Source organism: Limnohabitans sp. Rim28 (assembly GCF_000293865.2).
Lineage (GTDB): Bacteria > Pseudomonadota > Gammaproteobacteria > Burkholderiales > Burkholderiaceae_C > Limnohabitans_A.
In genome coordinates this window covers 71,619-97,066 of the sequence record NZ_ALKN02000009.1, presented here as the reverse complement: position 1 = coordinate 97,066, position 25,448 = coordinate 71,619, and the positions used below count along the sequence as shown (strand labels likewise).

Below are 25,448 nucleotides of genomic sequence, written 5' to 3'. Positions count from 1 at the left end.
TACACGACCGGCGTGCGGATTTTTTCATAACAACCTAGGAGAGAGACATGCAAAAGCGAAAGTTAATCAAGACGGCCCTGTGCGTCACTGTGCTGGCTTCATCGGTGTTGATGCCGGTTCAGGCTCAGCAAACCTTCAAACTCACAATTGCCTCCAGCCATCCCACATCGTTGCCTTGGGTTGGTCTGATGAGCACACTCTTTGTACCAGAGGTGAACAAGCGAGTTGAGGCACTTGGCAAAGGCTACAAGATCGATTGGAAGGAATCTTACGGAGGGCAGCTTTATAAGATGAACGCTACCTTGTCCAGTGTAGGTTCGGGTATCGCCGATATTGGTTGGGTGTTTGCCAGCTTGGAGGCATCCAAGATGCCTTTGACGCAGTTTGGGACCGTCACGCCTTTTGCCACGGGTGATGTGAGAACTATCTTGCAAGTGGCAAACGAGATGAACGAAAAAGTTCCGGCCCTCAAAGCAGAATGGGATCGTAACAATATGGTGTTCCTCGGAGCATCTGGCGTAGACACTTATCACCTGTTCACCAAGACGCCCATCAATACCTATGCTGATCTGAACGGAAAAAAAATCTCTGCACCGGGCGCTGTTGGTGTTTGGCTGCGTGGTTCTGGAGCCGTACCAGTCGATGGATCGCTGACCAGCTACTACACCGACATTCAGACGGGGGTCAGTGAAGGCACCATTTCGATTTCAACGGGCATTTTGCCCAACAAGATTTATGAGGTTGCTCCCTTCGTGACCACTGTAGATATTGGCGCTTTGTACAACGGCGGTATGGCGATGAACAAAGACAGTTTCAATGCACTCCCACCCGAGATTCGAAAAATTGTCAAAGACGTTGGCCTTGAGTATTCGCGAGTTCTTGGCGATACGCTGATGCAGCGGTATGAAGCGGCACTCAAAGCCATCGGCGAACAAGGTGCCAAGCAAGCAGTTCCTGTAAAGATTGCGCCAATGGCCCAGGGCGAGCGGGAAAAATGGGCGAAAACCATGCCCAACATCACTGCGGATTGGGTAAAGGCCAATGCCTCACGGGGACCAGCTGCCCAGATCTTGAAGACCTATATGGAGGAGCTGCGCAAGCGCGGAGCCAAACCATTGCGTGACTGGGACAAAGAACTCTGACTTGACGTCAAAAACCAACGACGCTTTTCTGTTCAAGGTCGGGCACCCAAAGCGGGTGCCTGCCTGAAAAACCCTTGACTTTGGTTTTAAGTGCTCAGTTATAGCTGGTCGTGATCGGATCTGTTTTCCAATTACTGGAGTCTCTTTTGTCCTACGAAACCAACACGGATCTCGACTCCAGTCCTGCCTCATCTGCACAAGACAGCCTGTTTGGCAGATTGGTCGATGCCCTCAATGGACTGGGGTCCATTGTGATTGCTCTGGTCATGGTGCTCATGTGCTTGGACGTCTTCATGCGCAATGCGTTCAACCGGCCTATTGACGGCGTTGCGGAAATGGTGGCGGCATCTATCATCGTGATTGTTTTTCTGCAATTGCCAGCAACCTTGCGCCATGGCCGCATGAGCAGCGCCGATTTTTATCTCGGCCCCTTGCTCAGCAAGCGCCCGATTGCGGGCAAGTTTTTGCGCTGTTTGCTGTCACTTGCAGGCATTATTGCCTGTAGCTTGATTGCTTATGCCACCTGGCCATTGTTCACGCGTGCTTGGAACAACAGCGAATTTTTCGGCGTTGAAGGACTGTTTACTTTTCCCACATGGCCCATGCGCTTGGTTGTTTTTTGTGGCGCTACCTTGGCCGCGGTTCAGTACATGCTGCTGACCTTACAGGATTGGCGCGAGGCTCGCAAGGAGAGCATGCATGACTGATTTGGTTTTGGGGTTCATGGCCATATTTGCCATGCTCTGTTTCATTATTTTGGGCATGCACATCGGCATTGCATTGATTGTGACTTCCTTCGTTGCCGTTTGGCTCATGAAGTCACCTGAAATTGCTGCACGCTTTGTAGGTGCCGCGGCCAACGATGCCATTCGAGACTACCTTTTTGGCGTGGTCCCACTGTTTGTACTGATGGGCATGTTTGTCAGTATCAGCGGAGTTGGTCGGGATACTTTTGATGTGTTTCAGTGGGTGTTGCGCCGAGTGCGCGGTGGACTGGGTCTGGCCACGGTGGGTGCCAACGCTGTATTTGCCGCCATCACTGGAATTTCCATCGCCTCTGCCTCGGTATTCACCAAGGTGGCCACACCAGAAATGATTCGCCACGGATACACGCCTCGCTTCGCCGTGGGCGTTGTGGCAGGTTCATCGGTACTGGGCATGCTCATCCCACCTTCATTGCTGATGATCATTTATGGCGTCATAGCGGAGGAATCGATTGGCCGAATGTTCATGGCTGGCATCTTGCCGGGATTGCTCTTGGCCTTGCTTTTTTGCTTGCTGATCATTGCCATGGCATACCTGAGTCCAGCCAGGATTTTTACCTCAGGCAACTTCGACGCTACCGAGGAAAAAGACCTTGAGACTTGGGCCACTGCCGCTCAAAAATTTTTCCCTATTTTGATACTTGTTGTACTTGTTTTAGGAGGTCTTTACAGCGGCTTCTTCACGCCTACGGAGGCAGGTGCCGTTGGTGCTGCAGGCGCTTTTCTAATTGCCTTGCTGCGTCGACGTCTGGACTGGGTAAAGCTCTGGAATGTCTTAACTGAGACTGGGTACGTATCCGTTTCAGTGCTTTTTCTCATCATCGCAGCTTCACTCTACAGCCGCATGCTTGCCTTGACGGGTTTGCCAGCCGCTATCACCTCTAGCATCACCGACGTGGGGTTGGGTGCATGGGGTTTCCTCGTTGCATATTTGGTCATTGTGATTTTGTTGGGCTGCATCATCGATTCTGTATCCATCATGCTGATCATGCTGCCGATCGTATTGCCGATTGTCAGCGCATTCGGTATGGACAAAATCTGGTTCGGGGTACTCACCGTCGTAGCCGTTGAAATTGGCTTGCTGACGCCGCCATTTGGTGTATCTGTCTACACAGTTAAAAGTGCGCTGAACAATCCGTCTATATCTGTGAGAGATATCTTTGCTGGCGCATTTCCATTTGTGCTGGTGATGGTATTGGCGCTCGTGATTCTGGCCCTGTTTCCAAGTCTTTCAACTTGGTTGGCCCGCATGTAAAACAAGGAAAAAATCTCATGCTATTTGTATTTTTACTTGTGGATAAACCCGACTTTTCCGATTTGCGGCAACGTATCCGTCCGGAGCACAAGGCTTACTTGGCGGCCATGGCTGATCGCATCGCATTTGCAGGGCCACTGACCCACGATGATGAACGGACCATGCTTGGCAGTTTGTTGGTGATTGACTTTCACAGCCGCGAGGCAGCACATTCATGGTTGGCCGATGAGCCATTCACTAAGGCTGGACTTTATTCCAGTATGGCTGTTCACGCCTTCGTCAACCTCTGGCCTCAAAAAATTGGCTTTCCCCCTGAAGCTTGAGGCGTCTGATTAATGATCAAACACATCGTCATGTGGCATGTACGGGGCACATCTGATGCAGACAAAGCGACGGCCATCGCGCAGTTGAAAAGCAGTTTTGAAAGTCTGCGAGGCCAAATTCCCGGTCTCTTGCACCTTGAGTTGGGCATTGACACCAGCCGCATTGACTATGCCTGCGATGTGGTTTTGTACACAGAGTTTGACAGCCAGGACGCTCTGAATGCCTACGCCAGTCACCCAGAGCACTTGCGCGTGAAGCAAGAGGTGGCAGATTTGCGCACTTCCCGCTTCCAAGTGGATTACACCCCCCATTGATTTTTAACGGAGATAAAAGCATGACCCCTTCATTCAGTGACGAATTACGGGTGCGACAAATGGTCGAGCGTTGGGCGGTTTGGCGTGACGCGGGTGACTGGGATCGTTTCGCAACGGTTTGGCACCCCGAAGGCGTGATGATGGCCACTTGGTTTCAGGGTCCCTTCAGTGAGTTCATTCGCGTCACAAAAGAGGGTTGGGCCAAAGGGGTCAGCATTCTGCATTTTTTGGGGGGGTCGGCCATCGAGGTGGTGGGTGACCGTGCCATCGCGCAGACCAAAATGACCATCTCTCAGAGGGGCATGGTGGAGGGCGAAAATGGCCCTGTCATGTGCGATGTGGTGTGCACAGGTCGTTTTTACGACTTTGTCATCCGTCACGAAGATGAATGGAAGCTGCTGCACCGTCAGCCCATTTATGAAAAAGACCGCATCGACCCGGTTGACTCTACCGCGGTGCTCAAGCTGGACACTGCCGCGCTGGCCACTTTCCCTGAGGGTTACCGCCATTTGGCCTATATCCAAACGCGGATTGGTTACACGGTCAAGATGGACATGCCCATGCTCAAAGGGCCGGTGGTCGAAGAACTCTACCAACGTGGCGCACGCTGGTTGGCCGGTGGTGCTCTAGAGCGCTGAGCACATTGAGTCACACTTTTTTCAAGGAGACACGGATGAACAAAGAACCAATTTTTGGGGTGAATGCGGATCGTCGCGGCATCTTGCGGGCACTGCCAGCCATGGGCATGTTGGGCTTGGCGCCTGGTGTTTGGGCGCAAGGGGGATACCCTAACCGCCCCTTGAAGGTGATCGTGCCTCAGCCGCCCGGCGGTGGTTTTGATTTTGTGGCGCGCGCGCTGGCCGAGCGGTTGACCAAATCGCTGGGACAGAGCATCGTCGTCGAAAACAGGTCTGGTTCTGGCACCTTGGTCGGCACGGACGCTGCGGCCAAGGCCGATCCGGATGGTTATTCGATCTTGGTGGGTTCGGTCTCCAACATTGCGCTCAACATGGGCTTGTACGACAAACTGTCTTATGACAGTTTGCGCGACTTTGAGCCCGTGGGCCTGGCGGTGAGTTACAGCTACACGCTGATGGCGCGCAAGGACCTCCCCCTTAACTCGCTCAAAGATCTCGTGGCCTTCGCCAAAGCCAATCCTGGCAAGTTGTCTTACGCTTCAGCGGGTGTCGGATCGGGCCAGCATGTGCTGCCAGCGGCTTTGTGGCACTTGGCCGGTGCAGACTTGGTTCACGTTCCTTACCGAGGTGCGCAAGCCGCCTACCTCGATTTGTTGGGTGGCCGCGTTGACCTGTTCTTTGATCTGTCGTCCACAGCGCGTGTCCATGTGAATGCGGGCAGTGTGAAGGCCTTAGCGGTCTCAGGCGCTGAACGAAACCCCATGCACCCGGATGTGCCCACCATCGTGGAAAGCGGTGTTGCCAACCTGGACTTGGAGTCGTGGTTTGGTTATTTCGTGCCCAAAAGGACACCGATGGACATTCAAGACCGTTTGCGCAACGAACTGGCCAAGGTGATTGCGCAGCCCGATTTACAAGAAACTTTCCGCAAAGCGGGTGGCAAGCCACTGAGCCTGAACGCCGATCAAACGCGGGCCTTGGTTCGCAGAGATGTCGAGCGCTGGTCCAAATTGGTTCGCGACATCGGCATCAAGGCAGAATAAACACTTTACTTTTCACTCAGACCAGCCCCATGAAAATTGACAACGCCTCTCTTCAGCAGCTTTTTTTGAACGCTCGCACCGCCAATGGTTTTCTGGACAAGCCTGTACCCGCGGCTTTGCTGCAGGAGGTCTATGACATCGCCAAGATGGGGGCGACATCCATGAACTCTCAACCCGCGCGCTATGTATTCCTGACCAGCGACGCGGCCAAGCAACGACTCATGCCCGCCTTGAGTCCGGGCAATGTGGTCAAAACCCAATCGGCACCGGTGTGCGTGATTGTGGCAACCGACAGCCAGTTCTTTGAGCACATGCCGCTGGTTTTCCCGAGCAACCCGAATGCCAAAGCATTGTTTGAAGGCAATGCGGCAATGGCCCAAGGGACTGCATCACGCAACAGCACTTTGAGTGGTGCTTATTTCATGATCGCGGCGCGCGCTCTGGGTCTCGATTGCGGCCCCATGAGTGGCGTAGACCTGGCCAAAGTGAATGCAGAATTTTTCCCGGATGGCCGCCTCACCGCCAACTTTCTGATCAATTTGGGTTATGGCGACAGCAGCAAGCTGTTCCCTCGCCATCCCCGATTGTCATTTGAGCAGGCCTGCACCGTTTACTGACCCATGGAGGCGCAGGCAGCCAGCCTGCTGAGGTCGGTGGAGCCCGGTGATCGGTTGCGCGCGCAGGGCAAAGTTTTCAAGAGGCTTGCCGGCTCATTTGTTGGTGTGCTTTTTCAAGCCAAATTTTCAAAGCGTCCAGCTGGTCTTTGTGGCTGAAAGAACAACTTTCTTCGCTGAACAAAGCGCTGGATTCCATGCGATCGAGCTGTCCATTCAGCACTTCGCCGTATCTTGCTGGCAGGGGCAACTGAGCCGATTGTTCGCGCCAAATTTGCACCATGCGGGCGGTGGTTGTGTTGCCTTGCTCGCACTGCCTCAGGGCTTGCGTCATGGCGACCAGCGGGCTTGAGTTCTGGGTCATCTTCAAAAGGCTCTGGGTTGAAGTTGTTTTCGAAGCGACAATCATGCCCCATGAAAGTTCCAACTCTTAAACCCATGCGCCTAGAAGACATTTTGTTCAGTCAGGGCTTTGGTACCCGCCGGGTCTGCGCCGGACTGATCCAACAGGGGCATGTGCAAGTTCATGGCCAGACCGTGGTCGATGCGGGCGAATTCTTTGAGCTTGAGGGTCTGCGTTTCAAGGTGCAGGGGGAAGACTGGCCCTTTGCGGGTCAGGCCTATTTGATGCTGAACAAACCTGCAGGGACCGAGTGTTCACAAAAGCCGTCAACTTGGCCCAGCATTTACACCTTGCTTCCGGCGCCATTGCGCCAGCGCCCCCAAAAAGCCGCGGTTCAAGGTGTCCAGGCGGTGGGGCGGCTAGACCAAGACACGACGGGGCTGTTGTTGCTGACCGATGATGGCAAGTTCATCCACAAAATGAGCTCTCCCAAACACCATGTGCCCAAGGTCTATGAAGTCACCACCAAGCACCCCATCACCGCGGAGATGGTCGATCGGCTTTTGACGGGCGTGGTGCTGGATGACGATCCGCAAGCGGTCAAAGCAGCAGCCTGTGAGGCCGTAGGCGAGTTGCACCTCAGGTTGACCCTGACCGAAGGCAAATACCATCAGGTCAAACGCATGCTGGCGGCTGTGGGCAACCGGGTGGAAGGGCTGCACCGGTCACGCATTGGCGGTTTGGCGTTGAACGATTTGGCGCCGGGGCAATGGCGCTGGCTCACTGAAGAAGATTTGAGTTTGCTCAAACCTTGAGGTTTTTCAAAAAGCCCGCAATGGCTTGACTCACCGCCAAGGGTTGGTCACGGTGGGGGGAGTGGCCGCAGCCTGCCAGTTTGAGCCTTTGGGTCTGTGGGGCGTGGCGCGCAATGTCGTCAATTTGGGCCATGCTGCCATAGGGATCGTCCACCCCTTGTAGGGCCAACATGGGTGCGCTGACCGTGGCCAATGAGTCTCGAATGTCAAAGTTGCGAAAGCCCTCGCTCAGCCAGACATCGTTCCATTGCCAAAAGGCGCAGTCGACGTCTGCATGGAAGGGCTGGAGGCGTTCACGCAAAGTGCCCTTTTCAAACGCTTCGCGGGCCAATTGGATGGCCTGAATCGACATGTCTTCGACCATGACATGGGGCGCCATGGTGATGCAGGCGTGGACATCGTGATGGGCGGCGTGCAGCAAGGCAATGGTTCCCCCATCCGAATGGCCAATCAAAACCGGTTTTTGAATGCCCCATCGGTCCAGCAATTCGGGCAAGACCAGCTGGGCTTCGCGGTGCATGTAGTCTGGCTGGAGACGGCCGCTTCGAATGTGATCGTCCGGACTTTGCTGGGCAGGTCCCCGCACATCCGCCACAGCATCCGATAGGCCATAGCCTTGCCGAGAATAGACCCAGCCAGCGCAGCCGAGTTGTTGACACAGGCGTTGTGGCCAGTCACGCCACATGCGGACACAGCCAAGGCCTTCGTGCAAAAAAACCAGTACAGGGTGTTCTTGGCCCGCTGGCGCCGGGATGAACTGGGTCTCCAGCTGGATGCCGAACACGACTGTTTTTTCGCTCACGGGCAAAAGCATCTGAGGGGCTTTCAAATTCAATGGTGAGGCGCTATTTTGATCGCGTTTTGTAGCGGGCCGTGAAGCACCCGCAACGCGGTCGGCTGTTGTCAGCTGTTAAGCTTTGAGGCATGAAGTTGTTGATCGATTCGTTTTGGCGTGCTGGCGCGTATTGCCTTCATCCCCGTGTCATTGGCTTGTCGCTGCTGCCCTTGGTTTTGATGGTCGCCCTGTCCTGGTTGCTGGGCTACTTGTATTGGGATGCCGCCACCGCGCTGGTGCGCACGGGGCTTGATGCTTCCAGTTGGCTGGACACCGTGTGGCGCTGGTTGGAAGGGGTGGGCTTGCCCGATTTGAAGGCGGTCGTGGCGCCTTTGGTGGTGATTTTTCTGATCACCCCCGTGGTGGTGGTCGTTTGCCTGGTGCTGGTTTCTTGGCTGATGACGCCTGCCTTGTCTCGCATGGTCGCCCAAAGACGGTTTGCCGGACTTGAGCTCAAGCATGGCGGAAGTACGCTGGCGGGTTTGGGCTGGACCTTGTGGTCGGTCTTGTTGGCCTTGGGGGCCTTGTTGATCACCTTGCCCATGTGGTTGGTGCCGCCTTTGGCCATGTTGCTGCCCGCCTTGATTTGGGGCTGGCTCACTTACCGCATCATGGCTTTTGATGTGTTGGCCGAATTTGCCAGCGCCTCAGAGCGGCAAACCCTGTTGTCGCGCCACCGCATGAGCCTATTGGGCATGGGCGTGATCACCGGCATGATGGGTGCAGCACCCAGCTTGGTTTGGGCCTCAGGCGCGTTGTTTGTCGCTGCTTTTGTGATCTTGGTGCCTTTGGCGATCTGGATTTACACCCTGGTTTTCGCGTTTGCATCTTTGTGGTTTGCGCATTACGCCTTGAGTGCCTTGCACGACCTGCGCCTGGAGACACCGCAAGCTTTTGCCGGTGACATTTTTCCCACCCAGCCTGTCTCTCCGCATGCAGAGGCCCGCTTGGCCGCCGGTGTTGCGCTGGGGTTGAGCAACACCCCTAAAACCGATGTGACCGATGTTGATCCTCGGCGCGGCGCTTGATCCCCTTGTTTACCTTGACCTCACCCAGCACCATGACCCCTCAATTTGGACTCATCATCATTGGCGATGAAATCATGTCCGGCAAGCGCCAGGACAAACACTTGCCCAAAGTCATCGAGTTGATGACCGCCCGAGGCTTGAGCCTGGGTTGGGCCGAATACATCGGTGACGCCCCTGATCGCATTACCGCCACCTTGAAGCGGGCCTTCGAATCCAGCGACGTGGTCTTCAGCTGTGGCGGTATCGGTGCCACGCCTGATGACCACACCCGCCAATGCGCCGGACGGGCTTTAGGCCTGCCATTGGCCTTGCATCCAGAAGCCAAGGTCTTGATCCAAGAACGGATGCAAGATACTGCCAAAGAGCAGGGCGTCGCCTATGAGCCTGACCGCCCGGACAACATCCACCGACTCAACATGGGCGTTTTCCCGGAAGGCGCCGACATCATTCGTAACCCGTACAACAAGATTCCTGGGTTCAGCTGCGTGGGCGTGGCCGGTGGTCGTGTTCATTTTGTGCCCGGTTTCCCGGTCATGGCTTGGCCCATGATCGAATCGGTTTTAGACACCCAGTACAGCGCCCATTTCAGGCTGAACGCTTACATCGAGAAGTCGGTGATCATTTTGGGCGCGATGGAGGCGACTTTGACGCCGCTGATGGAAGCCATTGAAGCGGCGCACCCTGCGGTCAAGGTCTTCAGTTTGCCCAGTGTTGACCACCCCCAGTGGGGGCGTCACATCGAGTTGGGTGTCAAGGGCGAGCCAGCCGCGGCGCAGCTCGCCTATGCGGACCTGCGGCAAGGCTTGCAAGCTTTCTCGTTGCAATACGGCCCCGAATTGGTGCGTTGATTGATTCTGCACCAAAATAATGCAAAAAAGCACCATAATTGTGCGTAAATTCTTTTTTGGCGTCGAGCGCTGATCTGGTTTTTCTCGGTCGCTGGGGCTGCCATGGAGACTTGGCGCGGAACCTTGCTTTTTTTTCTGCAGTGCAAAGCCTGAAAAGGATGCGCTCAGGGCACAATCTCGGTCTGTTCGCAGTGTTTGAAAACGCCTGGTTGGCACAAAAACTGCAATGCACCTTAGTAAACTTTTCAATCCCTTTCTATTCAGGAGAATTTGATGGCCAAGACCGTCGCAGATGTGATGAACATGGTGAAAGACAACGAAGTCAAGTTCGTTGACTTCCGTTTCACCGATACCCGTGGCAAATGGCAGCACATCACTGCGCCCGTGTCGCAGTTTGACGAAAGCAAGTTCGAAGACGGTCAAGCGTTTGACGGCTCTTCCATTGCGGGCTGGAAAGGCATCGAAGCTTCGGACATGCTGTTGATCCCCGATGCCAACAGCGCCATCATTGACCCCTTCTTCGAAGAAGTCACACTGGTTTTGATCTGCGACGTGATCGAACCCACAGACGGCAAGGCCTACGAGCGTGACCCCCGTTCGATCGCCAAGCGTGCTGAAACTTACCTCAAACAATCGGGCCTGGGCGATACGGCCTACTTCGGTCCCGAGCCAGAGTTCTTCTTGTTCGACGAAGTGCGCTGGAGCACCGAACCCAACAACACGTTCTACTCGATCGACGAAGCCGAAGCCCCATGGAACAGCGGCTCCAAGATGGACGGCGGCAACAAAGGCCACCGCAACCGCGTCAAGGGCGGCTACTTCCCCGTGCCTCCAGTGGACAGCACACACGACATGCGCAGCGAAATGTCGCTGATCCTCGAGTCCGTGGGCATCCCGGTCGAAGTGCACCACCACGAAGTGGCAGGCGCCGGTCAGTGCGAAATCGGTACGCGCTTCTCGACCTTGGTCGAGCGCGCTGACTGGACACTGCTGCAAAAGTACGTGATCCACAACGTGGCCAATGCCTACGGCAAAACCGCGACCTTCATGCCCAAGCCCTACGCTGGCGATAACGGCTCTGGCATGCACGTTCACCAGTCCATCTGGAAAGACGGCAAGAACCTGTTCGCAGGCAATGGCTACGCTGGTTTGTCCGAATTTGCCCTGTACTACATCGGCGGCATCATCAAGCACGCCCGCGCCCTGAACGCGATCACCAACCCTGGCACCAACAGCTACAAGCGCCTGGTCCCTCACTACGAAGCGCCGGTCAAGTTGGCTTACTCGGCCAAGAACCGCTCCGCTTCGATCCGCATTCCCAACGTCGCCAGCGACAAGGGCCGCCGCGTGGAAGCCCGCTTCCCCGATCCATTGTGCAACCCCTACCTCGGCTTCGCAGCCTTGTTGATGGCGGGCTTGGACGGCATCGAAAACAAGATCCACCCCGGCGAAGCAGCGACCAAAGACCTCTACCACTTGCCGCCCGAGGAAGACAAATTGGTCCCCACCGTTTGCTCCAGCTTGGATCAAGCTTTGGACGCACTGAACGCAGACCGCGCTTTCTTGACCAAGGGTGGCGTGTTCACCGATTCGTGGATCGACGCTTACATCGACTTGAAGATGCAAGAAGTCAACCGCAGCCGCGTCGAAGTGTCGCCTGTCGAATACGACATGTACTACTCGCTCTGATCGGTATGGATGCCATTGCACGACCTGTGCAATGCGCTCAAAGGACGGCCTTGGCCGTCCTTTTTTTCTGGTTCAATGTGGTTTTGAGGGTGTCCACTGCCTGTTGGCACAGGAGTCCAATCATGCTCACGCTTCGACGTTATCAAAACGGCTTCACTTTTCGCCAACTTGGGGCCTTGGGGTTCGGTGTGTCGGTCGCTGCCATAGGCCTTGCCTCGGCGCAGGAGGCCATTTACCGTTGCGGACAGGAATACACCAACGCGCCCAGTGATGTTCGCCAATGCGAGCGCTTGGCCCCGCAGGCTGTCACGGTCATCACCGGAACCCGGCCTTCTCCTGCTCGGGCCCCGGCCTTTGCGCCCAGCGCCGTATCCAACGAAGGGCGCAGCACTGAGCCGGCGCGTGCATTGTCCCTACAACAAGCCGAACGCGACCTGCAGGCCCGCACCATTGTGGGTCATGAGTTGGACAAGGCTCGACAGCAACTCACCGTCTTGGTGCAGGAGTACAACGATGGCGAGCCGGTCAAATGGGCTTCTGAAAGCCGTCACCACCAAAGGTACCTGGACCGCGTGTCTTCGCTCAAGGCCGCCATCGAGCGCACGCAGCGTGACATTGACAGCTTGCAACGAGAGCTTGACCGCCGTCCGGCGGTGGTCAGCACCCGAAGCCCATGAATAAAGTTGCCCGTTTCCAATCTTTTGATTTATTGGCCACCCCTGTTGCAGTGATGCAAGGGCAGGGGAGAATCCGTTTTGTCAATGCGGCCTTGGAAGACGCTTTGGGCATGTCGCGCCGAACGCTTTACGACATGCACCTGCCTGATTTCTTTCTGGACCCCCAACCGCTGGTGTCTGCTTTGGTGGGGGCACAGTCCAACGAGTTTGCGGCCTTGCGTTATGAGGCGCAGTTGCGCCGCTTGCACCATGAAGATACTTTGCCTGTGCATGTGATCGTGGCGGCCACAGATGAGCCCGACGAAGTGATTGTGGAGCTCATGCCGGTGGAGCAGCAAACGCGGCAAGAACGCGAGGAGCGCCTGCTGGACCAGGCGCAAGCCAACAAGGAGCTGATCCGCAATTTGGCGCACGAGATCAAAAACCCCCTGGGGGGGATTCGGGGCTCAGCCCAGTTGCTGGAGATGGAGCTCAATGACAAAGAGTTGAGCGAGTACACACAAGTCATCATCCACGAGGCCGATCGCCTGCAAACCCTGGTGGACCGTTTGCTGGCGCCGCACCGCAGACCGCATGTGGTGGGTGACGTGAACATTCACGAGGTCTGCGAGCGCGTCAGAGCCCTGATATTGGCCGAATTCCCTCGTGGCCTGAAGGTGGTGCGCGACTATGACATCTCCATTCCGGAGTTTCGCGGTGACCGTGAACAGCTCATTCAGGCGGTGCTCAACATTGCGCACAACGCGGCCCAGGCGCTGCAAGAGCGCATCGCGCAGGGCGAGGGCCAGATCACACTGCGTACCCGTATCTTGAGGCAAGTCACGTTTGGCAAGCAGCGTTATCGCCTGGCATTGGAATTGCATGTGATGGACAACGGGCCTGGTGTTCCAGACTCGATCAAGGACCGGATTTTCTTCCCGTTGATTTCGGGGCGTGAAGGCGGCTCTGGCTTGGGGTTGACATTGGCGCAAACCTTTGTCCAACAGCACCACGGCATGATCGAGTGTGACAGCGAGCCCGGCCGGACGGATTTCAAAATTTTGATTCCGTTGCCCTGAAAGCCAATGCCCGTGAACACTGAAAGCGTTACGTTGATGAAGCCTATTTGGATCGTAGACGATGACCAATCCATTCGCTTTGTGCTTGAAAAAGCGCTTTTGCGTGAGGGACTGCCAACCCGCAGCTTTACCAATCCGCGCGAAGTGATGAAAGCCTTAGAGGCCGAAAGTGACGGGCCTCAGGTGTTGGTCAGTGACATCCGCATGCCCGGTGGCTCAGGTCTTGACTTGCTCACGGCCATCAAGCAGCGCATGCCCGGTTTGCCCGTCATCATCATGACCGCGTTCTCCGATCTGGACAGCGCCGTGTCGGCGTTCTCCAGCGGCGCGTTTGAGTACCTGCCCAAGCCTTTTGATTTGCCCAAGGCGGTTGAACTGATCCGCCGTGCCGTGGGCGAGAGCCAGCGCGAAGACGTGGCCGAAGAAAAGATGGCCGATGCGCCTGAAATGCTGGGGCAAGCCCCCGCCATGCAGGATGTGTTTCGCGGTATCGGTCGTTTGGCGCAAAGCCATGTCACGGTGCTCATCACGGGCGAGTCAGGTTCAGGCAAAGAGTTGGTGGCGCACGCGCTGCACAAACACTCGCCGCGGGCCAACCAACCCTTTGTGGCCATCAACACGGCGGCCATTCCCAAGGACTTGCTGGAGAGCGAGCTCTTCGGACACGAGCGTGGTGCGTTCACGGGCGCTCAAGCCTCGCGCCGAGGTCGCTTTGAACAGGCCGATGGTGGCACACTGTTTCTGGACGAAATCGGCGATATGCCTTTCGATTTGCAGACGCGTTTGCTGCGCGTGCTGTCGGACGGTAACTTCTACCGCGTCGGTGGCCACAGCGCCGTCAAAGCCAATGTGCGCGTGATTGCCGCCACGCACCAAGACCTGGAGCAACGTGTCAAAGAAGGCGTGTTCCGGGAGGATTTGTACCACCGGCTCAATGTCATTCGCCTGCGTTTGCCCGCACTGCGTGAGCGGCGCGAGGACGTGCCCGCTTTGGCCCGTCACTTTTTACAGCGCAGTGCCCAGCAGTTGGGTGTGGAGCCCAAACGCATGGACGACGCTGCGCTGGAGCGTCTGAGTCACTTTCAGTTCCCTGGCAATGTGCGTCAGTTGGAAAACATTTGCCATTGGTTGACCGTCATGGCGCCATCGCAGCTCATTGAAGTCAAGGACTTGCCACCCGAAGTGCTGGACATGGGCGGTGTGTCGGGCGTGACTGTGCTGCCTGCTGCTTTGACCGGTCATGATGACCCTGCCTTCAGCACAGATTTGGTGGCGACGGCAGGCTTGGATGGGCCCCCCATGGTTGGGGCCAGCACGGGTGCTGCTGTGTGGGATGCGGGCTTGGAGCAGGAAGCCTTGGCCATGTTGAACGCCGGGCGTACCGATGTGTGGGATGCCTTGACCCGACGTTTTGAGACCAGTTTGATTCAAGCGGCATTGGCCACCACGCGCGGTCGCCGAATTGAGGCCGCCCAGAAACTGGGCATTGGTCGCAACACCATCACCCGAAAAATTCAGGAACTGGGTATCGACGAGAGCTGAGGGATCAAGGCGAGGGCTGCCAACGAGGCCTTGCACTTTGATCAGGCGAAGGGGTCACGCAGCACCACATCGCTCAGGGGTTTTGCCACGCATGGCAGCACACAGCCCTCTGCTTTTTCTTCGGCCGTGAGGCCGGGCCATGCCATCTCATAATGCACTTGCCCAGAGACCAGTTGGCCGATGCAGGTGCGACAAGTGCCTGATCTGCAGGAGCTGGGCCACTGCAAGCCGCCTTGCTCAAGCGAGTCGAGCAGGCTTTGGGATTTCCAAGCGTCAAAACTGCCGCCATCGGGTGCGATGCAGGCATTGAAAAATGGGATTTCAGGGGACATGGTTGGCGAGTGTAGCGGTCAAAAACCTGTTTTTTCAAGCGCACCCAAAGACAGAACCTGCAAGGGATGCCCACCATGGTCGCTCGTCATGGGTTTGGGTGACAGTTTTCAATGACAAGCTGTGCCAAGATCATGTGGTACAGATTTGGAAGCCTCCAGTGACCCAGCCTTCGCCATTGACAGAGCCAGTCAACCCCACCCGTTGGCTGGGGCCCGCCATCGTTTTTGCGGTGCTGGCCATGGCCAGTCTGAGTTTCAGCGATGCCACCAGCCAATGGGTCTTGCTCAGCGTCTCTCCCGTGATGGTGCTGTGGTTTCGCTATGCGGTGCAGGCCCTGGGCACCACCTTGGTGCTGGCCCCACTGCGAGGCCGCGCCATGTGGCGCACGCACAGCCTGCGCTGGCAGTTGCTGCGCGGCTTGCTCATGGTGTCGTGCAGCCTGTTGGCTTTTTACTGTTTGCAGCGCATGCCTGTGGCCGAGTTCACCGCCACCGTCATGCTCACGCCCTTGGTGCTGACGGTGTTGGCCCGCTTTGTCATGAAGGAGAAGGTTTCAGCGCTGCGCTGGCTCATGGTGGTCGGGGGCTTGATCGGTGCCCTGCTGGTGATCCGCCCGGGTGGGCAAATCGACAGCGCCGTTGGCTGGATGGCGCTCACGGTGGTGGTGACTTACGCTGTGTTCCAGGCCGTGACCAGCCACATGACGCGCACCGAAGACCCCGCCGTGATGCAGCTCTACACGGGCTGGGTGGGTTGGGCTGTGAGCACGCTGCTGGTGCTCAATGCGTGGGTCACGCCAGAAAGTCTGAATGAATGGCTTCTGCTGCTCTTGGTGGGCTTGGCCGCCACGCTGGGCCAGTACCTCTTGATCGTGGCTTTTTCCAAAGCCCCGGCCTCCGTGGTCTCGCCTTTTTTGTACACCGCCGTCGGCTTTTCCACTTTGTTGGGTTGGTGGTTTTTCGACCACATGCCCGATGCATGGGCTTTCACGGGCATGGCCTTGGTGGTGCTGTGTGGCCTGGTGTCGAGCCGCATACAGGCTGCAAGCAAAACCTGATCGCTCAAGACCTTGCGGTGCTGTAAGGCGATGTGGCCGACCATGACACCGGTGCTTTGAAGTCCAGGGCCAAATCGGTGAAGGGGTGCACAAAGGCCAACTCCTGCGCGTGCAGCAACAGGCGAGGGCTCAGCGCTTTGATGTCGGGCGGTGCGTACAGCGAGTCACCCAGCATGGGGTGGCCAATGCTTTGCAGGTGCACACGCAACTGGTGGGTGCGGCCCGTGACGGGTTCCAGTTCAATCAGGCTGGCGCTGGTACTGGTTTCCAGGGTGCGCCATCGGCTGCGGCTCGCTTTGCCGTCAGCGTGAATGATGTGCAGTGGGCGGCGCTCCCAGTCGAGCAGGATGGGGCCGTCGATGGTGCGCCAACCGCCTTCATCTGGCGATGTGGCCGATTGGGTTTGCTCGGGTAAGCCTGCCACCACCGCCACATAGCGTTTTTTGACCTGGCGGGTTTCAAACAGTTTGCTCAGGCGGCGCTGGGCTTCAATGCCCCGGGCCATGAGCAGCAAGCCCGAGGTGTCTTGGTCGAGGCGGTGCACGATCAGGGCTTCGGGAAAGCGGTCTTGCACCCGCTTGGACAAGCAATCCTGCTTGTCCGGGCCGCGACCGGGCACGGACAGCAAGCCGCTGGGTTTTTCCAGCACCAGCAGGTGCTCGTCTTCGTGGATCGGGGTCATGCAGGGTGAGCCGAGCGGGCAGGCTGCTCGGCTGAAAAATCACTTGTCTTTGACTTTGCCGCGAGGCGCTACAAAGGTGGAGGGGGCCATGGGGCGGTCCGAGGTGAACGTCTTGGGGGGGGACGTGTCTTTCTTTGGCTTTTTGGCCATTTTGTTGCTGCGTTGTTCGCCTTTGGCCATGGTGTTTCCTTGGGTTGCATCCCGACTTGGGAAGGCTTGATGTTAAAGCACAAAGCCGCAGGATTTGCGGCTTTGTGGGGGTATGCAACGTGCCCGCCTTCGGCGGGAGCGGCCATTATTTGACTTCGGTCACAAACTGCGCGGTGGGTCGGCGAACCTTCTTCAAGTTGACCAACCAATCGCCCTCGCGGGCGCGGTAGCCCAGAGGCACGATGACCACGCTGCGCAGGCCGCGGGCGCTCAGACCCAAAATCTCGTCCACCGCTTTGGGGTCAAATCCTTCCATGGGCGTGGCGTCCACTTCTTCAAAAGCCGCAGCGATCAAAGAAGCGCCCAAACCGATGTAGGCCTGGCGAGCGGCATGCTCGTAGTTCACTTCCGGGGTGCGTGCAGGATAGTTCTTGAGCAACATCTGGCGGTAGTTTTCCCAGCCTTCGTTGGTGCCGCCGCGCTGGGCGTTGCTCATGTCAAACATCATGTTGATGCGCTCGGCGGTGTAGTTGTCCCAAGCCGCAAACACCAGCAGGTGCGAACCGTCGGTGATCTGGGCTTGGCCCCAAGCCTTGGGTTTGATTTTTTCACGCACTTCGGTGTTGGTGACCACAAACACTTCAAACGGTTGCAAGCCACTGGAGGTGGGGGCCAAGCGAGCCGCTTCCACGATGCGGTCCACTTTGTCTTGCGGCACGACCCGGGTGGGGTCCATTTTTTTGCAGGCGTAACGCCATTCGAGTTTGTTCAGCAAGTCAGACATGGGGGTTCCCTAGGGGTTTGAAAGATGCGCGATTGTGCAGGAAGACGCAGGACACCTGTGTTGCGTTGGCGCAAGCCAATGCCCTGGGCTCAGATTTGTTGCCAAGTGCCTGTGGGCAGGCCGTCGAGCTTGTAGGGCCCCACGGCGGTGCGTATCAAGCGCAGCGTGGGCAAGCCCACGGCGGCGGTCATGCGGCGCACTTGGCGGTTGCGGCCCTCTCGAATCACCAGTTCCAGCCAAGAGGTTGGAATTTTTTTGCGCTCGCGAATCGGTGGGTTACGCGGCCACAGCTCAGCGGGCGGCTGCACCGCGCTGGCGCGGGCGGGCAGGGTGGGGCCGTCGTTCAGCGTCACGCCCCGGGCCAAGGCGGTCAGCGCTGCGTCGCTCAACAAGCCCTCCACCTGCACCAGATAGGTCTTCTCCATCTTGAAACGCGGGTCGGCAATGCGGGCCTGCTCTTTCCCATCGTCGGTGAGCAGCAGCAGGCCTTCGCTGTCCGCGTCCAGACGCCCGGCCACATACACGCCGTGCAGGTCGATGTGGTCGATCAGCCCGGTCCAGCGCCCCTCGGGGGTGAATTGGCTGAGCACGCCATAGGGCTTGTTGAAACGGATCAGCATGTCAAAGCAGGTCTTGTCATCGAGCGCTGAGCGTATCAGGTCGCAGGGGCACGTCCGAGCCGCACCGCCCGTGGGTTAGCATCGACCGCATGAGCACCCAATACGAATGCCTGAAAAGCTCCGACCTGTACGCCGAGGCCTTTGGCATCGCCCCGCCCGCCGCCTTGCTGGGCAAAGAAGTCTGGCCGCGCCAGCCGGGTTTTTTCATCCGCAAGGCGATGTTGGAAGCTGAACAAGCCCAGCTGTCCGCACCTGAACCCGATGTTGAGCATGCAGCTGACGCAGCCCCCACACCAGCGCTGGTGATGGCGCTGGCCCAAGGCCAATTCGGTTTGGTGCCCACTTGGGTCAAGTCGGCGTCTGACGCCAAGCTGCGGTCCACCAAGTTGGCCGTGACCCGTTATGAGACCATGAGCACCGCCACGGCCACGCGCGAGACCTGGCTGAAAGGCCAGCGCTGCATCATCCCGATGCAAGCTTTTTTGGAAGACGATTGGCGCAGCCGCAAAGCCGTGCCCACTCGCATTGCAAGGGTGGACGGCAAACCCATGGGGGTGGCAGGCTTGTGGGAGCGCTGGTCACAGGGCGATGAGGACATCATCAGCTTCACACTGCTCACGGTGAACGCCAACAGCCACGCCTTGATGAACCGTTATGGCCAAAACGGCAATGAAAAACGCATGCCTGCCATTTTGAACGAGGGCGCCTACGGTGCCTGGTTGAGCGCGCCACTCGATAAGGCCCGCGAGTTCATGCGGGCCTACCCAGCCCACTTGCTGTTGGCCAACCCCGTTCAAAAGAAATAAGCAGCGTGGGGCAGCTCAGTGCCCCATGCTGAGGTGCAGGCTTAGCCCAAACGGCTGCGGTGGCGGGCAATTTGCAAGCGCACTTGGGCTGGCGCTGTTCCACCCAAGGTGTTGCGTGCGTTCAGAGAGCCTTGCAAACTGAGCGGCCCGAACACATCGGCTTCGATGCGGCTGTCAAACTTCTGCAGAGTCTCCAGCGGTAGTTCAGACAAGTCCACGCCCAAGCCTTGTGCAGTCTTGACCGCGTGCGCCACCACCTCATGGGCGTCACGGAAAGGCAGGCCTTTTTTGACCAAGTAGTCGGCCAAGTCGGTGGCGGTGGCGTAGCCTTTTTTCACGGCGGCTTCCATGGCGGCGGCATTGACGGTGATGCCGCCTTCTTTTTGACCCGTTGCAGGGTTCACCTGACCGCCCACCATTTCGCTGAAGATGCGCAGGGTGTCTTTGAGCGTGTCCACGGTGTCGAACAACGGCTCTTTGTCTTCCTGGTTGTCTTTGTTGTAGGCCAGGGGCTGACCCTTCATCAGGGTGATCAGGCCCATCAGGTGACCGACCACGCGGCCTGTTTTACCGCGCGCCAATTCGGGTACATCGGGGTTTTTCTTCTGCGGCATGATGGACGAGCCGGTGGTGAAACGGTCGGCGATCTTCACAAAGCCAAAGTTCTGGCTCATCCACAAAATCAACTCTTCGGAGAAGCGGCTGATGTGCACCATGCACAGACTGGCGGCAGCGGTGAATTCGATGGCGAAGTCACGGTCGCTCACGCCGTCCAGGCTGTTTTGGCAGACTTGGGGCTCGCCGTTTTCGTCGACCATGCCCAGGGTGCGGGCCACGCGTTCGCGGTCCAGCGGATAAGTGGTGCCAGCCAAGGCGGCGCTGCCCAGCGGCAGGCGGTTGGTGCGGCGGCGCACGTCGCTCATCCGCTCAGCGTCGCGTGAAAACATCTCGACGTAGGCCAGCAGGTGGTGCGCAAAGCTCACAGGCTGCGCCACTTGCAGGTGGGTGAAGCCGGGCATGATGACCTCGACGTTGCGCTCGGCCACATCGACGAGTGACTTTTGCAAATCGGTCAGCAGCTCGATGATCAGGTCCATCTCGCTGCGCAGCCACAGGCGCACATCGGTCGCCACCTGGTCGTTGCGGCTGCGGCCGGTGTGCAATCGCTTGCCGGCGTCGCCCACCAACTGGGTCAGGCGCGCTTCGATGTTCAGGTGCACGTCTTCCAGGTCGAGCTTCCACTCAAAAGCGCCGGACTCGATCTCTTGCGTGATCTGCGCCATGCCGCGCTGGATGTCGGCCAGGTCTTGCGCGGCGATGATCTTTTGCGCCGCCAGCATGTCGGCGTGGGCCAAGCTGCCGGTGATGTCGGCTTTCCACAGTCGCTTGTCAAAGAACACGCTGGCGGTGTAGCGCTTGACCAACTCGCTCATGGGTTCAGAAAAGAGCGCCGACCAGGCCTGGGATTTGGTGTCGAGTTGGTTTGTCATAGGTGGGAGATTTTATCGGGCGGTCAGCCGCGCCCAAAAACTGACGGTTGGCCGGTGTTGCGCAGCCCTGCCGCCATCCCCTTGATCGAGGTGTGGCTACCGCGCGGCACACACGGGTCCGTCTCGGGGCCCCCCTGCACCCGGCTCAAATCGCCCCCAATTCGGCCCAGCAAACCAATGTTTTCAAGCAGAGGGCGTTCGCGGTCTGGTTTGTCGCGCGGTGAACCGTGGGGGCTGCCATGGGGTGCCAAGGTGGGCGGAGAAGCAGCCTGTTTCAGGGTGAGCTGCGGCAAACAGCTTGTCAACAAAGAGCGTTCGGAAGGTGTCAATTTCCCTTGACGTCATGCTAGCATCGCCTGAACAGACAAATTGACCCTTTGATTTCATTTTGATGCGATCAAAATTTTTTTCAGGAAGCTTTCTGTGACCGAGTCCACCCAACCCGCTATCGTCATCGCCACCCGAGAGAGCCGTTTGGCCTTGTGGCAAGCAGAACACGTCAAATCCTTGCTCGAGGGGCTGGGCTGCACGGTCAAATTGCTGGGCATGACCACCCAGGGTGACCAAATCTTGGACCGCAGCCTGTCCAAGGTGGGCGGTAAGGGCTTGTTCGTCAAGGAGCTGGAGGTGGCGCTGCAAGAGGGCCACGCCGACATCGCGGTGCACTCGCTCAAGGATGTGCCCATGGACATGCCCGAGGGCTTTGAGTTGGCCTGCGTGATGGAGCGCGAGGACCCGCGGGATGCTTGGGTTTCGTCGCAATACGCGCGTTTGGAAGACTTGCCGCAAGGCGCTGTGGTGGGCACATCGAGCCTGCGACGCACCGTGTTGCTCCGTGCCTTGCGCCCCGATTTGAAAATCGAGCCCTTGCGAGGCAACCTGGACACACGCCTGCGCAAACTCGACGAAGGCCAGTACGCGGGCATTGTGCTGGCGGCTGCAGGACTCAAGCGTCTGGAGATGAGCGAGCGGATTCGCCACATTTTTGAAACCGATCAAATGCTGCCCGCCGCAGGGCAGGGTGCTTTGGGCATTGAGATCCGCAGTGACCGGGCCGATTTGCGCGCCCTGCTGGCGCAGCTGGCCGATGCACCCTCGTGGCGGCGCGTGGCGGCCGAGCGGGCCGTCAGCCGTGCCATGGGTGGCAGTTGCTCCATGCCTTTGGCCGCGCACGCCACCATCGAGGGCGGTGTGCTCAAGCTGCAAGCGGCCTGGGGTGACCCGGAGGGCAGCACCACCTTGGTCACAGCCGACGCGCATGCCAGCACAGATGGCCTAGAGGCCGCCGAGGCTTTGGGCCTGAGCGTGGCACAGGCCCTGCGCGACGGCGGAGCACATTGAAGCCGGGCGCTGACATGGCGCTGGCGCCCTTGCGTATGTCGGGCGATGCCCCTCGGGTGATCGTCACCCGCCCTGAGCGTGAAGCCCAAGCATGGGCGCATTCTTTGCAGGCTTTGGGGGTGCAATGCGAGTCTTTGCCTTTGATCGACATTGCCGGTTTGCAAGACCCATCGCCCTTGACGAGCGCATGGCAAGCCGTGCCCCATCATTTGGCGGTGATGTTTGTCAGTGCCAACGCCGTGCGTCATTTCATGGCCGCGCGACCGGCTGGCTGGCCGATTCAACCCTGCCGAGCTTGGTCAACGGGGCCGGGCACCCGGGCGGCTTTGCTGGCAGAGGGCTGGCCGGCCGAGTTGATCGACTCCCCTGATGAAACCGCGCCTCAATTTGACTCAGAAGCCTTGTGGGCCTTGGTTGCGCCACGTGTGATCGAGGCACGTCGGGGCATTGACTGTGCAGGCGGCAAGACCGCTGTGCAGGCGCCAGCGGTGGTGTTGATCGTGCGCGGTGCCGATGCAGATGGCCAGTTGGCTGGGCGTGACTGGCTCGCCTTGCAGATGGAATCTGCGGGCATTCAAGTGCTGCAGACGGTGGCCTATGTGCGCCGTGCCCCCCGGCTGAGCGAGGCGCAAAAAAACCGTGCAAGACAAGCCATGAGCGACGGCAGCTGGTGGTTGTTCAGCAGTTCAGAGGCAGCGCAGCACCTGCTGCAGGCCTGCCCAGATTTGAGTTTGGATCGGGCCAAAGCCTTGGCCACCCACCCGCGCATTGCCCTCAGGTTGAAGCAATGGGGTTGGATGTGTGTTGATTTGGTACCGGCTGGCCTTGAGGCGCAGGCGCTGTCTATAAAATCAATGGCATGACACCCCCCTCAGCCGACCTTCCAGACGCCCAGCCCGCCAGCGAGCCGATTGTTTCTGGTGCGCCCACCACGCAACGCTCTTCATGGGTTTTGTTTTTGATGGGCACTTTGGCCTTGCTGGCCTTGTTGTCTTCGGTTTTCTTGTGGCAAAAACTCTCACGCATTCAAGAGCAGTTGGCTCGCCAGAGCGCAGACTCTGGGGTTCAGGCCTTGGAGGCCAAAACTTGGGCCAAACAAGCCCAAGAAACCGTGAAAGACAGCGCGGCCAGAATCGCGCTCATGGAGGCGCGTCTTGCTGAAGTGGCTTTACAGCGCACCCAGTTGGAAGATTTGATGCAAAGCCTGTCGCGTTCGCGCGATGAAAATTTGTTGGTGGACCTTGAATCGGCTTTGCGCATTGCCCAGCAGCAAGCCTTGATGAGCGGCAGCACCGAACCCTTGCTCGCGGCACTGCAGTCGGCACAAAAACGGGTGCAGCGAACATCGCAACCGCGGCTCATGCCGCTGGCACGTGCCCTGGAAAAAGACTTGGATCGAATCAACAGCTTGCCAAGCTTCGATTTGCCGGGTTTGATGGCCAAGCTCGACGAAGGTGTTGCCTTGGTGGATGGCCTTGTACTGGCCAACGACGCCCATGCACAACAAAACAGGCTGCGCCGGCAGTCTGAACCTGCGGCCAGTGCTGCACCAACGACTTGGTGGATGGCCGGTTTGACCCGCATGGGAGATGAGTTCAAAAGTTTGTTGAGGGTCAGCCGCATTGACACGCCGGAGGCCGCCTTGCTGTCGCCTGAGCAAGCCTTTTTCGTGCGCGAAAACCTCAAGCTCAAGTTGCTCAATGCGCGCTTGGGCCTGTTGGCGCGTCAAAAGGACGGCGTGCGGGCCGACCTCAATGCCTCGGCCATTTTGGTGCGTCGCTACGCTGAGCCGCAATCCCGTCGCACCACGCAGTTGTTGCAGTTATTGGAGCAAACCACTGAACAAGTGCGAACGGCCGAAGTCCCCCGCATAGAGGCCACGCTGACGGCCCTCAGCACGGCTGCGGCTGGAAGGTAAATCAACATGCGTGCAGCTCTGTGGCTCATCATTTTGTTTGCCTTGGCGGCCGCTGGGGCTTGGCTTGCGGGAAATAACCAAGGCACGGTGAGTTTGTTTCTTTATCCGCACCGGGTAGACATCTCACTCAATCTCGCTTTCTTGATGGTTTTGTCGGTGATCTTGCTGGTGATCCTTGCCCAGCGGGCATTGGAGGCCTTTTTTTCGTTGCCCCAAAAAGCCCAGCGCTGGCGTTTGCAACAGAAAGAAAGAGCCAGCCACGCAGCTTTGCTGGATGCGATTGGACACTTTATGGCGGGCCGTTTTTTGCGAGCCCGCAAGTCGGCCGAGCAAACTTTGAACAAAGAGGCTTTGCTGGCGGCAGCGGGCGTTCATTTGGAGCATGCCGCTGCATTGCGAACGCTGGCACACATCATGGCGGCCGAGGCCAGCCACGCCCTGCAAGACAAAACACAGCGTCAACACCACCTGGATTTGGCTTTGGCACAAGCGGCCGAGAGCCAAGGCAGTGCGGGCCAAACCTTGTTGGAAGGTTCTTTGCTGCGGTCGGCGCGTTGGTTGTTGGACGACCGTGACGCAGCTGCCAGTTTGGCGCAAATCAAAGCCTTGCCGCCTGCTGCGGGTCGGCGGATGGTGACCATGCGTCTTCAGCTCAAAGCCGCCCGCTTGTCTGGTCAGCCCGCACAGGCGCTGGAGACGGCCACTTTGCTGGCCAAACACAAAGCATTTTCCTCTGCCGCCGCCGAAAGCTTGGTGTCTCGCTTGGTGTTGGAGTTGATCTCACACACGCACGACGCCGAGACCTTGCAGCGCACTTGGCTGCGCTTGACACCCGCGCAGCGCTTGATGCCCGAGGTGGCATCGCAAGCCGTTCTGCGTTGGTTGCAATTGGCGGGAGACCCTCAAACGGCGAGGTCCTGGTTGCAAGACCTGTGGGCACTGGTTCAGTCGTCAAACCGACCCTGGTCGTCGGATCAACTGCTCGGTGTGGTGCAAGCCTTAGACGCTTGTTTGCCAGGCGTCGACGCCCCAGACGCCCTGGTCTGGCTTAGCCGTTTAGAGAGTGCTCAGCAAGCCCAGCCCAGGGCTGCCCATTTGCAGTACTTGGCCGGCATGTTGTGCTTGCGCCATCGCCTTTGGGGCAAGGCGCAAGGGCTGTTGACCCAAGCCACCAAGAATCTGGAGAGCCCAGCGCTCAAGCGTAAGGCCTGGATGGGGCTGGCTGAACTGGCCGAGCAACGCCAAGACGCTTTCGAAGCTGCGGTGGCTTGGAAACAAGCCGCCCAGTGCGCTGCCCATTGATCTCAAATCGCTCTGGCCATTGATCTTGTCAATGCA

General features: G+C 58.1%; 30 protein-coding genes. 21 read left to right on the top strand and 9 right to left on the bottom strand.

Translation table 11 applies throughout. From position 1 onward, the window contains the following. Positions 1-47: 47 nt before the first annotated feature. The 8 genes from B472_RS11595 (at position 48) to B472_RS11560 (ending at position 6,097) form a co-directional block, all read left to right on the top strand. Complete coding sequence (locus B472_RS11595; RefSeq protein ID WP_019427092.1) at positions 48-1,142, top strand: C4-dicarboxylate TRAP transporter substrate-binding protein; 1,095 nt, start codon at positions 48-50, stop codon at positions 1,140-1,142. Positions 1,143-1,288: 146 nt separating this feature from the next. Beyond that, entirely contained in the window at positions 1,289-1,849 is a 561-nt protein-coding gene (locus tag B472_RS11590; RefSeq protein WP_019427091.1) for a TRAP transporter small permease subunit, read from the top strand. Beyond that, complete coding sequence (locus tag B472_RS11585) at positions 1,842-3,161, top strand: TRAP transporter large permease (protein ID WP_019427090.1); 1,320 nt, start codon at positions 1,842-1,844, stop codon at positions 3,159-3,161. The genes B472_RS11590 and B472_RS11585 overlap by 8 nt, the downstream gene beginning before the upstream one ends. A gap of 17 nt (positions 3,162-3,178) precedes the next feature. After that, positions 3,179-3,484 carry a YciI family protein gene (locus B472_RS11580; protein ID WP_026039560.1) on the top strand — a complete coding sequence of 102 codons (306 nt, stop codon included), beginning with the start codon at positions 3,179-3,181 and terminating at the stop codon, positions 3,482-3,484. Between the two features lie 12 nt (positions 3,485-3,496). Beyond that, positions 3,497-3,799 (top strand): Dabb family protein, encoded by a 303-nt coding sequence (locus B472_RS11575; protein ID WP_019427088.1) that lies wholly within the window; start codon positions 3,497-3,499, stop codon positions 3,797-3,799. Positions 3,800-3,819: 20 nt separating this feature from the next. Further along, on the top strand, positions 3,820-4,437 hold the full coding sequence (locus B472_RS11570; RefSeq protein ID WP_019427087.1) for a nuclear transport factor 2 family protein: 618 nt from the start codon (positions 3,820-3,822) through the stop codon (positions 4,435-4,437). A 35-nt stretch (positions 4,438-4,472) separates the two neighbouring features. Beyond that, positions 4,473-5,480 (top strand): tripartite tricarboxylate transporter substrate binding protein, encoded by a 1,008-nt coding sequence (locus B472_RS11565; protein ID WP_019427086.1) that lies wholly within the window; start codon positions 4,473-4,475, stop codon positions 5,478-5,480. 29 nt (positions 5,481-5,509) lie between these two features. Beyond that, positions 5,510-6,097 carry a malonic semialdehyde reductase gene (locus B472_RS11560; RefSeq protein ID WP_019427085.1) on the top strand — a complete coding sequence of 196 codons (588 nt, stop codon included), beginning with the start codon at positions 5,510-5,512 and terminating at the stop codon, positions 6,095-6,097. Between the two features lie 76 nt (positions 6,098-6,173). Here the strand turns inward: B472_RS11560 and B472_RS11555 are convergent, their stop codons facing one another. Continuing rightward, positions 6,174-6,458, bottom strand: coding sequence for a hypothetical protein (locus B472_RS11555; protein ID WP_026039558.1), 285 nt, complete (start codon positions 6,456-6,458; stop codon positions 6,174-6,176). Positions 6,459-6,532: 74 nt separating this feature from the next. Between B472_RS11555 and B472_RS11550 the strand changes: the two genes are divergently transcribed. Next, complete coding sequence (locus tag B472_RS11550) at positions 6,533-7,252, top strand: pseudouridine synthase (protein ID WP_019427082.1); 720 nt, start codon at positions 6,533-6,535, stop codon at positions 7,250-7,252. Here the strand turns inward: B472_RS11550 and B472_RS11545 are convergent. Beyond that, the gene (locus tag B472_RS11545) at positions 7,242-8,066 is read right to left on the bottom strand and encodes an alpha/beta fold hydrolase (RefSeq protein ID WP_019427081.1); all 825 of its coding nucleotides are present in this window, start codon (positions 8,064-8,066) and stop codon (positions 7,242-7,244) included. The two genes, B472_RS11550 and B472_RS11545, sit on opposite strands and share 11 nt — an antisense overlap. Before the next feature lie 110 nt (positions 8,067-8,176). On the opposite strand from B472_RS11545, the gene B472_RS11540 reads away from it, so the two are divergent. The 6 genes from B472_RS11540 to ntrC all read left to right on the top strand — a co-directional run bounded on the left by B472_RS11540 (position 8,177) and on the right by ntrC (position 14,929). Then, the gene (locus B472_RS11540; protein ID WP_019427080.1) at positions 8,177-9,115 is read left to right on the top strand and encodes an EI24 domain-containing protein; all 939 of its coding nucleotides are present in this window, start codon (positions 8,177-8,179) and stop codon (positions 9,113-9,115) included. Positions 9,116-9,147: 32 nt separating this feature from the next. After that, positions 9,148-9,963, top strand: coding sequence for a molybdopterin-binding protein (locus B472_RS11535; RefSeq protein WP_026039557.1), 816 nt, complete (start codon positions 9,148-9,150; stop codon positions 9,961-9,963). 273 nt (positions 9,964-10,236) lie between these two features. Next, positions 10,237-11,652 (top strand): type I glutamate--ammonia ligase, encoded by a 1,416-nt coding sequence (gene glnA, locus B472_RS11530; RefSeq protein WP_019427078.1) that lies wholly within the window; start codon positions 10,237-10,239, stop codon positions 11,650-11,652. 122 nt (positions 11,653-11,774) lie between these two features. Beyond that, on the top strand, positions 11,775-12,329 hold the full coding sequence (locus B472_RS11525) for a hypothetical protein (RefSeq protein WP_019427077.1): 555 nt from the start codon (positions 11,775-11,777) through the stop codon (positions 12,327-12,329). Next, positions 12,326-13,387, top strand: a complete 1,062-nt coding sequence (glnL, locus tag B472_RS11520; protein ID WP_019427076.1) for a nitrogen regulation protein NR(II) — start codon at positions 12,326-12,328, stop codon at positions 13,385-13,387. Before B472_RS11525 ends, glnL begins: the two co-directional genes overlap by 4 nt. Before the next feature lie 36 nt (positions 13,388-13,423). After that, positions 13,424-14,929, top strand: coding sequence for a nitrogen regulation protein NR(I) (ntrC, locus tag B472_RS11515; protein ID WP_026039555.1), 1,506 nt, complete (start codon positions 13,424-13,426; stop codon positions 14,927-14,929). A 41-nt stretch (positions 14,930-14,970) separates the two neighbouring features. Here ntrC and B472_RS11510 read toward each other — a convergent pair whose 3' ends face one another. Continuing rightward, a complete protein-coding gene (locus B472_RS11510) occupies positions 14,971-15,261 on the bottom strand; it encodes a 2Fe-2S iron-sulfur cluster binding domain-containing protein (protein ID WP_019427074.1) in 291 nt (96 codons plus the stop codon). Positions 15,262-15,419: 158 nt separating this feature from the next. Here B472_RS11510 and B472_RS11505 point away from each other — a divergent pair, with 158 nt between their 5' ends. Continuing rightward, complete coding sequence (locus tag B472_RS11505) at positions 15,420-16,319, top strand: DMT family transporter (RefSeq protein ID WP_192877867.1); 900 nt, start codon at positions 15,420-15,422, stop codon at positions 16,317-16,319. 4 nt (positions 16,320-16,323) lie between these two features. Here the strand turns inward: B472_RS11505 and B472_RS11500 are convergent, their stop codons facing one another. From B472_RS11500 to B472_RS11490, 4 genes are all read right to left on the bottom strand, one after another. Continuing rightward, the gene (locus B472_RS11500; RefSeq protein ID WP_019427072.1) at positions 16,324-17,001 is read right to left on the bottom strand and encodes an RluA family pseudouridine synthase; all 678 of its coding nucleotides are present in this window, start codon (positions 16,999-17,001) and stop codon (positions 16,324-16,326) included. A 39-nt stretch (positions 17,002-17,040) separates the two neighbouring features. Further along, complete coding sequence (locus B472_RS17230) at positions 17,041-17,181, bottom strand: hypothetical protein (RefSeq protein ID WP_019427071.1); 141 nt, start codon at positions 17,179-17,181, stop codon at positions 17,041-17,043. A gap of 115 nt (positions 17,182-17,296) precedes the next feature. Continuing rightward, positions 17,297-17,935 carry an NAD(P)H-dependent oxidoreductase gene (locus B472_RS11495; RefSeq protein ID WP_019427070.1) on the bottom strand — a complete coding sequence of 213 codons (639 nt, stop codon included), beginning with the start codon at positions 17,933-17,935 and terminating at the stop codon, positions 17,297-17,299. An 89-nt stretch (positions 17,936-18,024) separates the two neighbouring features. After that, on the bottom strand, positions 18,025-18,555 hold the full coding sequence (locus tag B472_RS11490; RefSeq protein ID WP_019427069.1) for a pseudouridine synthase: 531 nt from the start codon (positions 18,553-18,555) through the stop codon (positions 18,025-18,027). Between the two features lie 89 nt (positions 18,556-18,644). Here B472_RS11490 and B472_RS11485 point away from each other — a divergent pair, with 89 nt between their 5' ends. Next, the gene (locus B472_RS11485; protein WP_019427068.1) at positions 18,645-19,361 is read left to right on the top strand and encodes an SOS response-associated peptidase family protein; all 717 of its coding nucleotides are present in this window, start codon (positions 18,645-18,647) and stop codon (positions 19,359-19,361) included. Between the two features lie 41 nt (positions 19,362-19,402). On the opposite strand, the gene argH is transcribed toward B472_RS11485, so the two are convergent. Then, positions 19,403-20,851, bottom strand: coding sequence for an argininosuccinate lyase (gene argH / locus B472_RS11480; protein ID WP_019427067.1), 1,449 nt, complete (start codon positions 20,849-20,851; stop codon positions 19,403-19,405). Between the two features lie 23 nt (positions 20,852-20,874). Then, complete coding sequence (locus B472_RS11475) at positions 20,875-21,144, bottom strand: hypothetical protein (RefSeq protein ID WP_019427066.1); 270 nt, start codon at positions 21,142-21,144, stop codon at positions 20,875-20,877. A gap of 130 nt (positions 21,145-21,274) precedes the next feature. Between B472_RS11475 and hemC the strand changes: the two genes are divergently transcribed. From hemC to B472_RS11455, 4 genes are read left to right on the top strand one after another with little or no spacing between them, the layout of a single operon-like run. Then, positions 21,275-22,192, top strand: a complete 918-nt coding sequence (gene hemC / locus B472_RS11470) for a hydroxymethylbilane synthase (protein ID WP_019427065.1) — start codon at positions 21,275-21,277, stop codon at positions 22,190-22,192. A gap of 14 nt (positions 22,193-22,206) precedes the next feature. Then, on the top strand, positions 22,207-23,055 hold the full coding sequence (locus tag B472_RS11465) for a uroporphyrinogen-III synthase (protein ID WP_019427064.1): 849 nt from the start codon (positions 22,207-22,209) through the stop codon (positions 23,053-23,055). Then, a complete protein-coding gene (locus B472_RS11460) occupies positions 23,052-24,110 on the top strand; it encodes a uroporphyrinogen-III C-methyltransferase (protein WP_019427063.1) in 1,059 nt (352 codons plus the stop codon). Before B472_RS11465 ends, B472_RS11460 begins: the two co-directional genes overlap by 4 nt. A gap of 6 nt (positions 24,111-24,116) precedes the next feature. Further along, positions 24,117-25,412, top strand: coding sequence for a heme biosynthesis HemY N-terminal domain-containing protein (locus B472_RS11455; RefSeq protein ID WP_019427062.1), 1,296 nt, complete (start codon positions 24,117-24,119; stop codon positions 25,410-25,412). Positions 25,413-25,448 lie beyond the last annotated feature (36 nt).

What these genes read in the sequence shown, in the direction of transcription:
- B472_RS11560 (WP_019427085.1), top strand. Translation starts at nt 5,510, where the DNA reads ATGAAAATTGACAACGCCTCTCTTCAGCAGCTTTTTTTGAACGCTCGC.
- B472_RS11580 (WP_026039560.1), top strand. Translation starts at nt 3,179, where the DNA reads ATGCTATTTGTATTTTTACTTGTGGATAAACCCGACTTTTCCGATTTG.
- B472_RS11490 (WP_019427069.1), bottom strand. Translation starts at nt 18,555, where the DNA reads ATGCTGATCCGTTTCAACAAGCCCTATGGCGTGCTCAGCCAATTCACC.
- B472_RS17230 (WP_019427071.1), bottom strand. Translation starts at nt 17,181, where the DNA reads ATGGCCAAAGGCGAACAACGCAGCAACAAAATGGCCAAAAAGCCAAAG.
- B472_RS11455 (WP_019427062.1), top strand. Translation starts at nt 24,117, where the DNA reads ATGCGTGCAGCTCTGTGGCTCATCATTTTGTTTGCCTTGGCGGCCGCT.
- B472_RS11545 (WP_019427081.1), bottom strand. Translation starts at nt 8,066, where the DNA reads ATGCTTTTGCCCGTGAGCGAAAAAACAGTCGTGTTCGGCATCCAGCTG.
- B472_RS11510 (WP_019427074.1), bottom strand. Translation starts at nt 15,261, where the DNA reads ATGTCCCCTGAAATCCCATTTTTCAATGCCTGCATCGCACCCGATGGC.
- B472_RS11535 (WP_026039557.1), top strand. Translation starts at nt 9,148, where the DNA reads ATGACCCCTCAATTTGGACTCATCATCATTGGCGATGAAATCATGTCC.
- B472_RS11465 (WP_019427064.1), top strand. Translation starts at nt 22,207, where the DNA reads ATGGCGCTGGCGCCCTTGCGTATGTCGGGCGATGCCCCTCGGGTGATC.
- B472_RS11550 (WP_019427082.1), top strand. Translation starts at nt 6,533, where the DNA reads ATGCGCCTAGAAGACATTTTGTTCAGTCAGGGCTTTGGTACCCGCCGG.
- ntrC (WP_026039555.1), top strand. Translation starts at nt 13,424, where the DNA reads ATGAAGCCTATTTGGATCGTAGACGATGACCAATCCATTCGCTTTGTG.
- B472_RS11595 (WP_019427092.1), top strand. Translation starts at nt 48, where the DNA reads ATGCAAAAGCGAAAGTTAATCAAGACGGCCCTGTGCGTCACTGTGCTG.
- B472_RS11575 (WP_019427088.1), top strand. Translation starts at nt 3,497, where the DNA reads ATGATCAAACACATCGTCATGTGGCATGTACGGGGCACATCTGATGCA.
- argH (WP_019427067.1), bottom strand. Translation starts at nt 20,851, where the DNA reads ATGACAAACCAACTCGACACCAAATCCCAGGCCTGGTCGGCGCTCTTT.
- B472_RS11495 (WP_019427070.1), bottom strand. Translation starts at nt 17,935, where the DNA reads ATGTCTGACTTGCTGAACAAACTCGAATGGCGTTACGCCTGCAAAAAA.
- glnL (WP_019427076.1), top strand. Translation starts at nt 12,326, where the DNA reads ATGAATAAAGTTGCCCGTTTCCAATCTTTTGATTTATTGGCCACCCCT.
- glnA (WP_019427078.1), top strand. Translation starts at nt 10,237, where the DNA reads ATGGCCAAGACCGTCGCAGATGTGATGAACATGGTGAAAGACAACGAA.
- B472_RS11485 (WP_019427068.1), top strand. Translation starts at nt 18,645, where the DNA reads ATGAGCACCCAATACGAATGCCTGAAAAGCTCCGACCTGTACGCCGAG.
- B472_RS11555 (WP_026039558.1), bottom strand. Translation starts at nt 6,458, where the DNA reads ATGACCCAGAACTCAAGCCCGCTGGTCGCCATGACGCAAGCCCTGAGG.
- B472_RS11570 (WP_019427087.1), top strand. Translation starts at nt 3,820, where the DNA reads ATGACCCCTTCATTCAGTGACGAATTACGGGTGCGACAAATGGTCGAG.
- B472_RS11525 (WP_019427077.1), top strand. Translation starts at nt 11,775, where the DNA reads ATGCTCACGCTTCGACGTTATCAAAACGGCTTCACTTTTCGCCAACTT.
- B472_RS11460 (WP_019427063.1), top strand. Translation starts at nt 23,052, where the DNA reads ATGACACCCCCCTCAGCCGACCTTCCAGACGCCCAGCCCGCCAGCGAG.
- B472_RS11585 (WP_019427090.1), top strand. Translation starts at nt 1,842, where the DNA reads ATGACTGATTTGGTTTTGGGGTTCATGGCCATATTTGCCATGCTCTGT.
- B472_RS11500 (WP_019427072.1), bottom strand. Translation starts at nt 17,001, where the DNA reads ATGACCCCGATCCACGAAGACGAGCACCTGCTGGTGCTGGAAAAACCC.
- B472_RS11565 (WP_019427086.1), top strand. Translation starts at nt 4,473, where the DNA reads ATGAACAAAGAACCAATTTTTGGGGTGAATGCGGATCGTCGCGGCATC.
- B472_RS11540 (WP_019427080.1), top strand. Translation starts at nt 8,177, where the DNA reads ATGAAGTTGTTGATCGATTCGTTTTGGCGTGCTGGCGCGTATTGCCTT.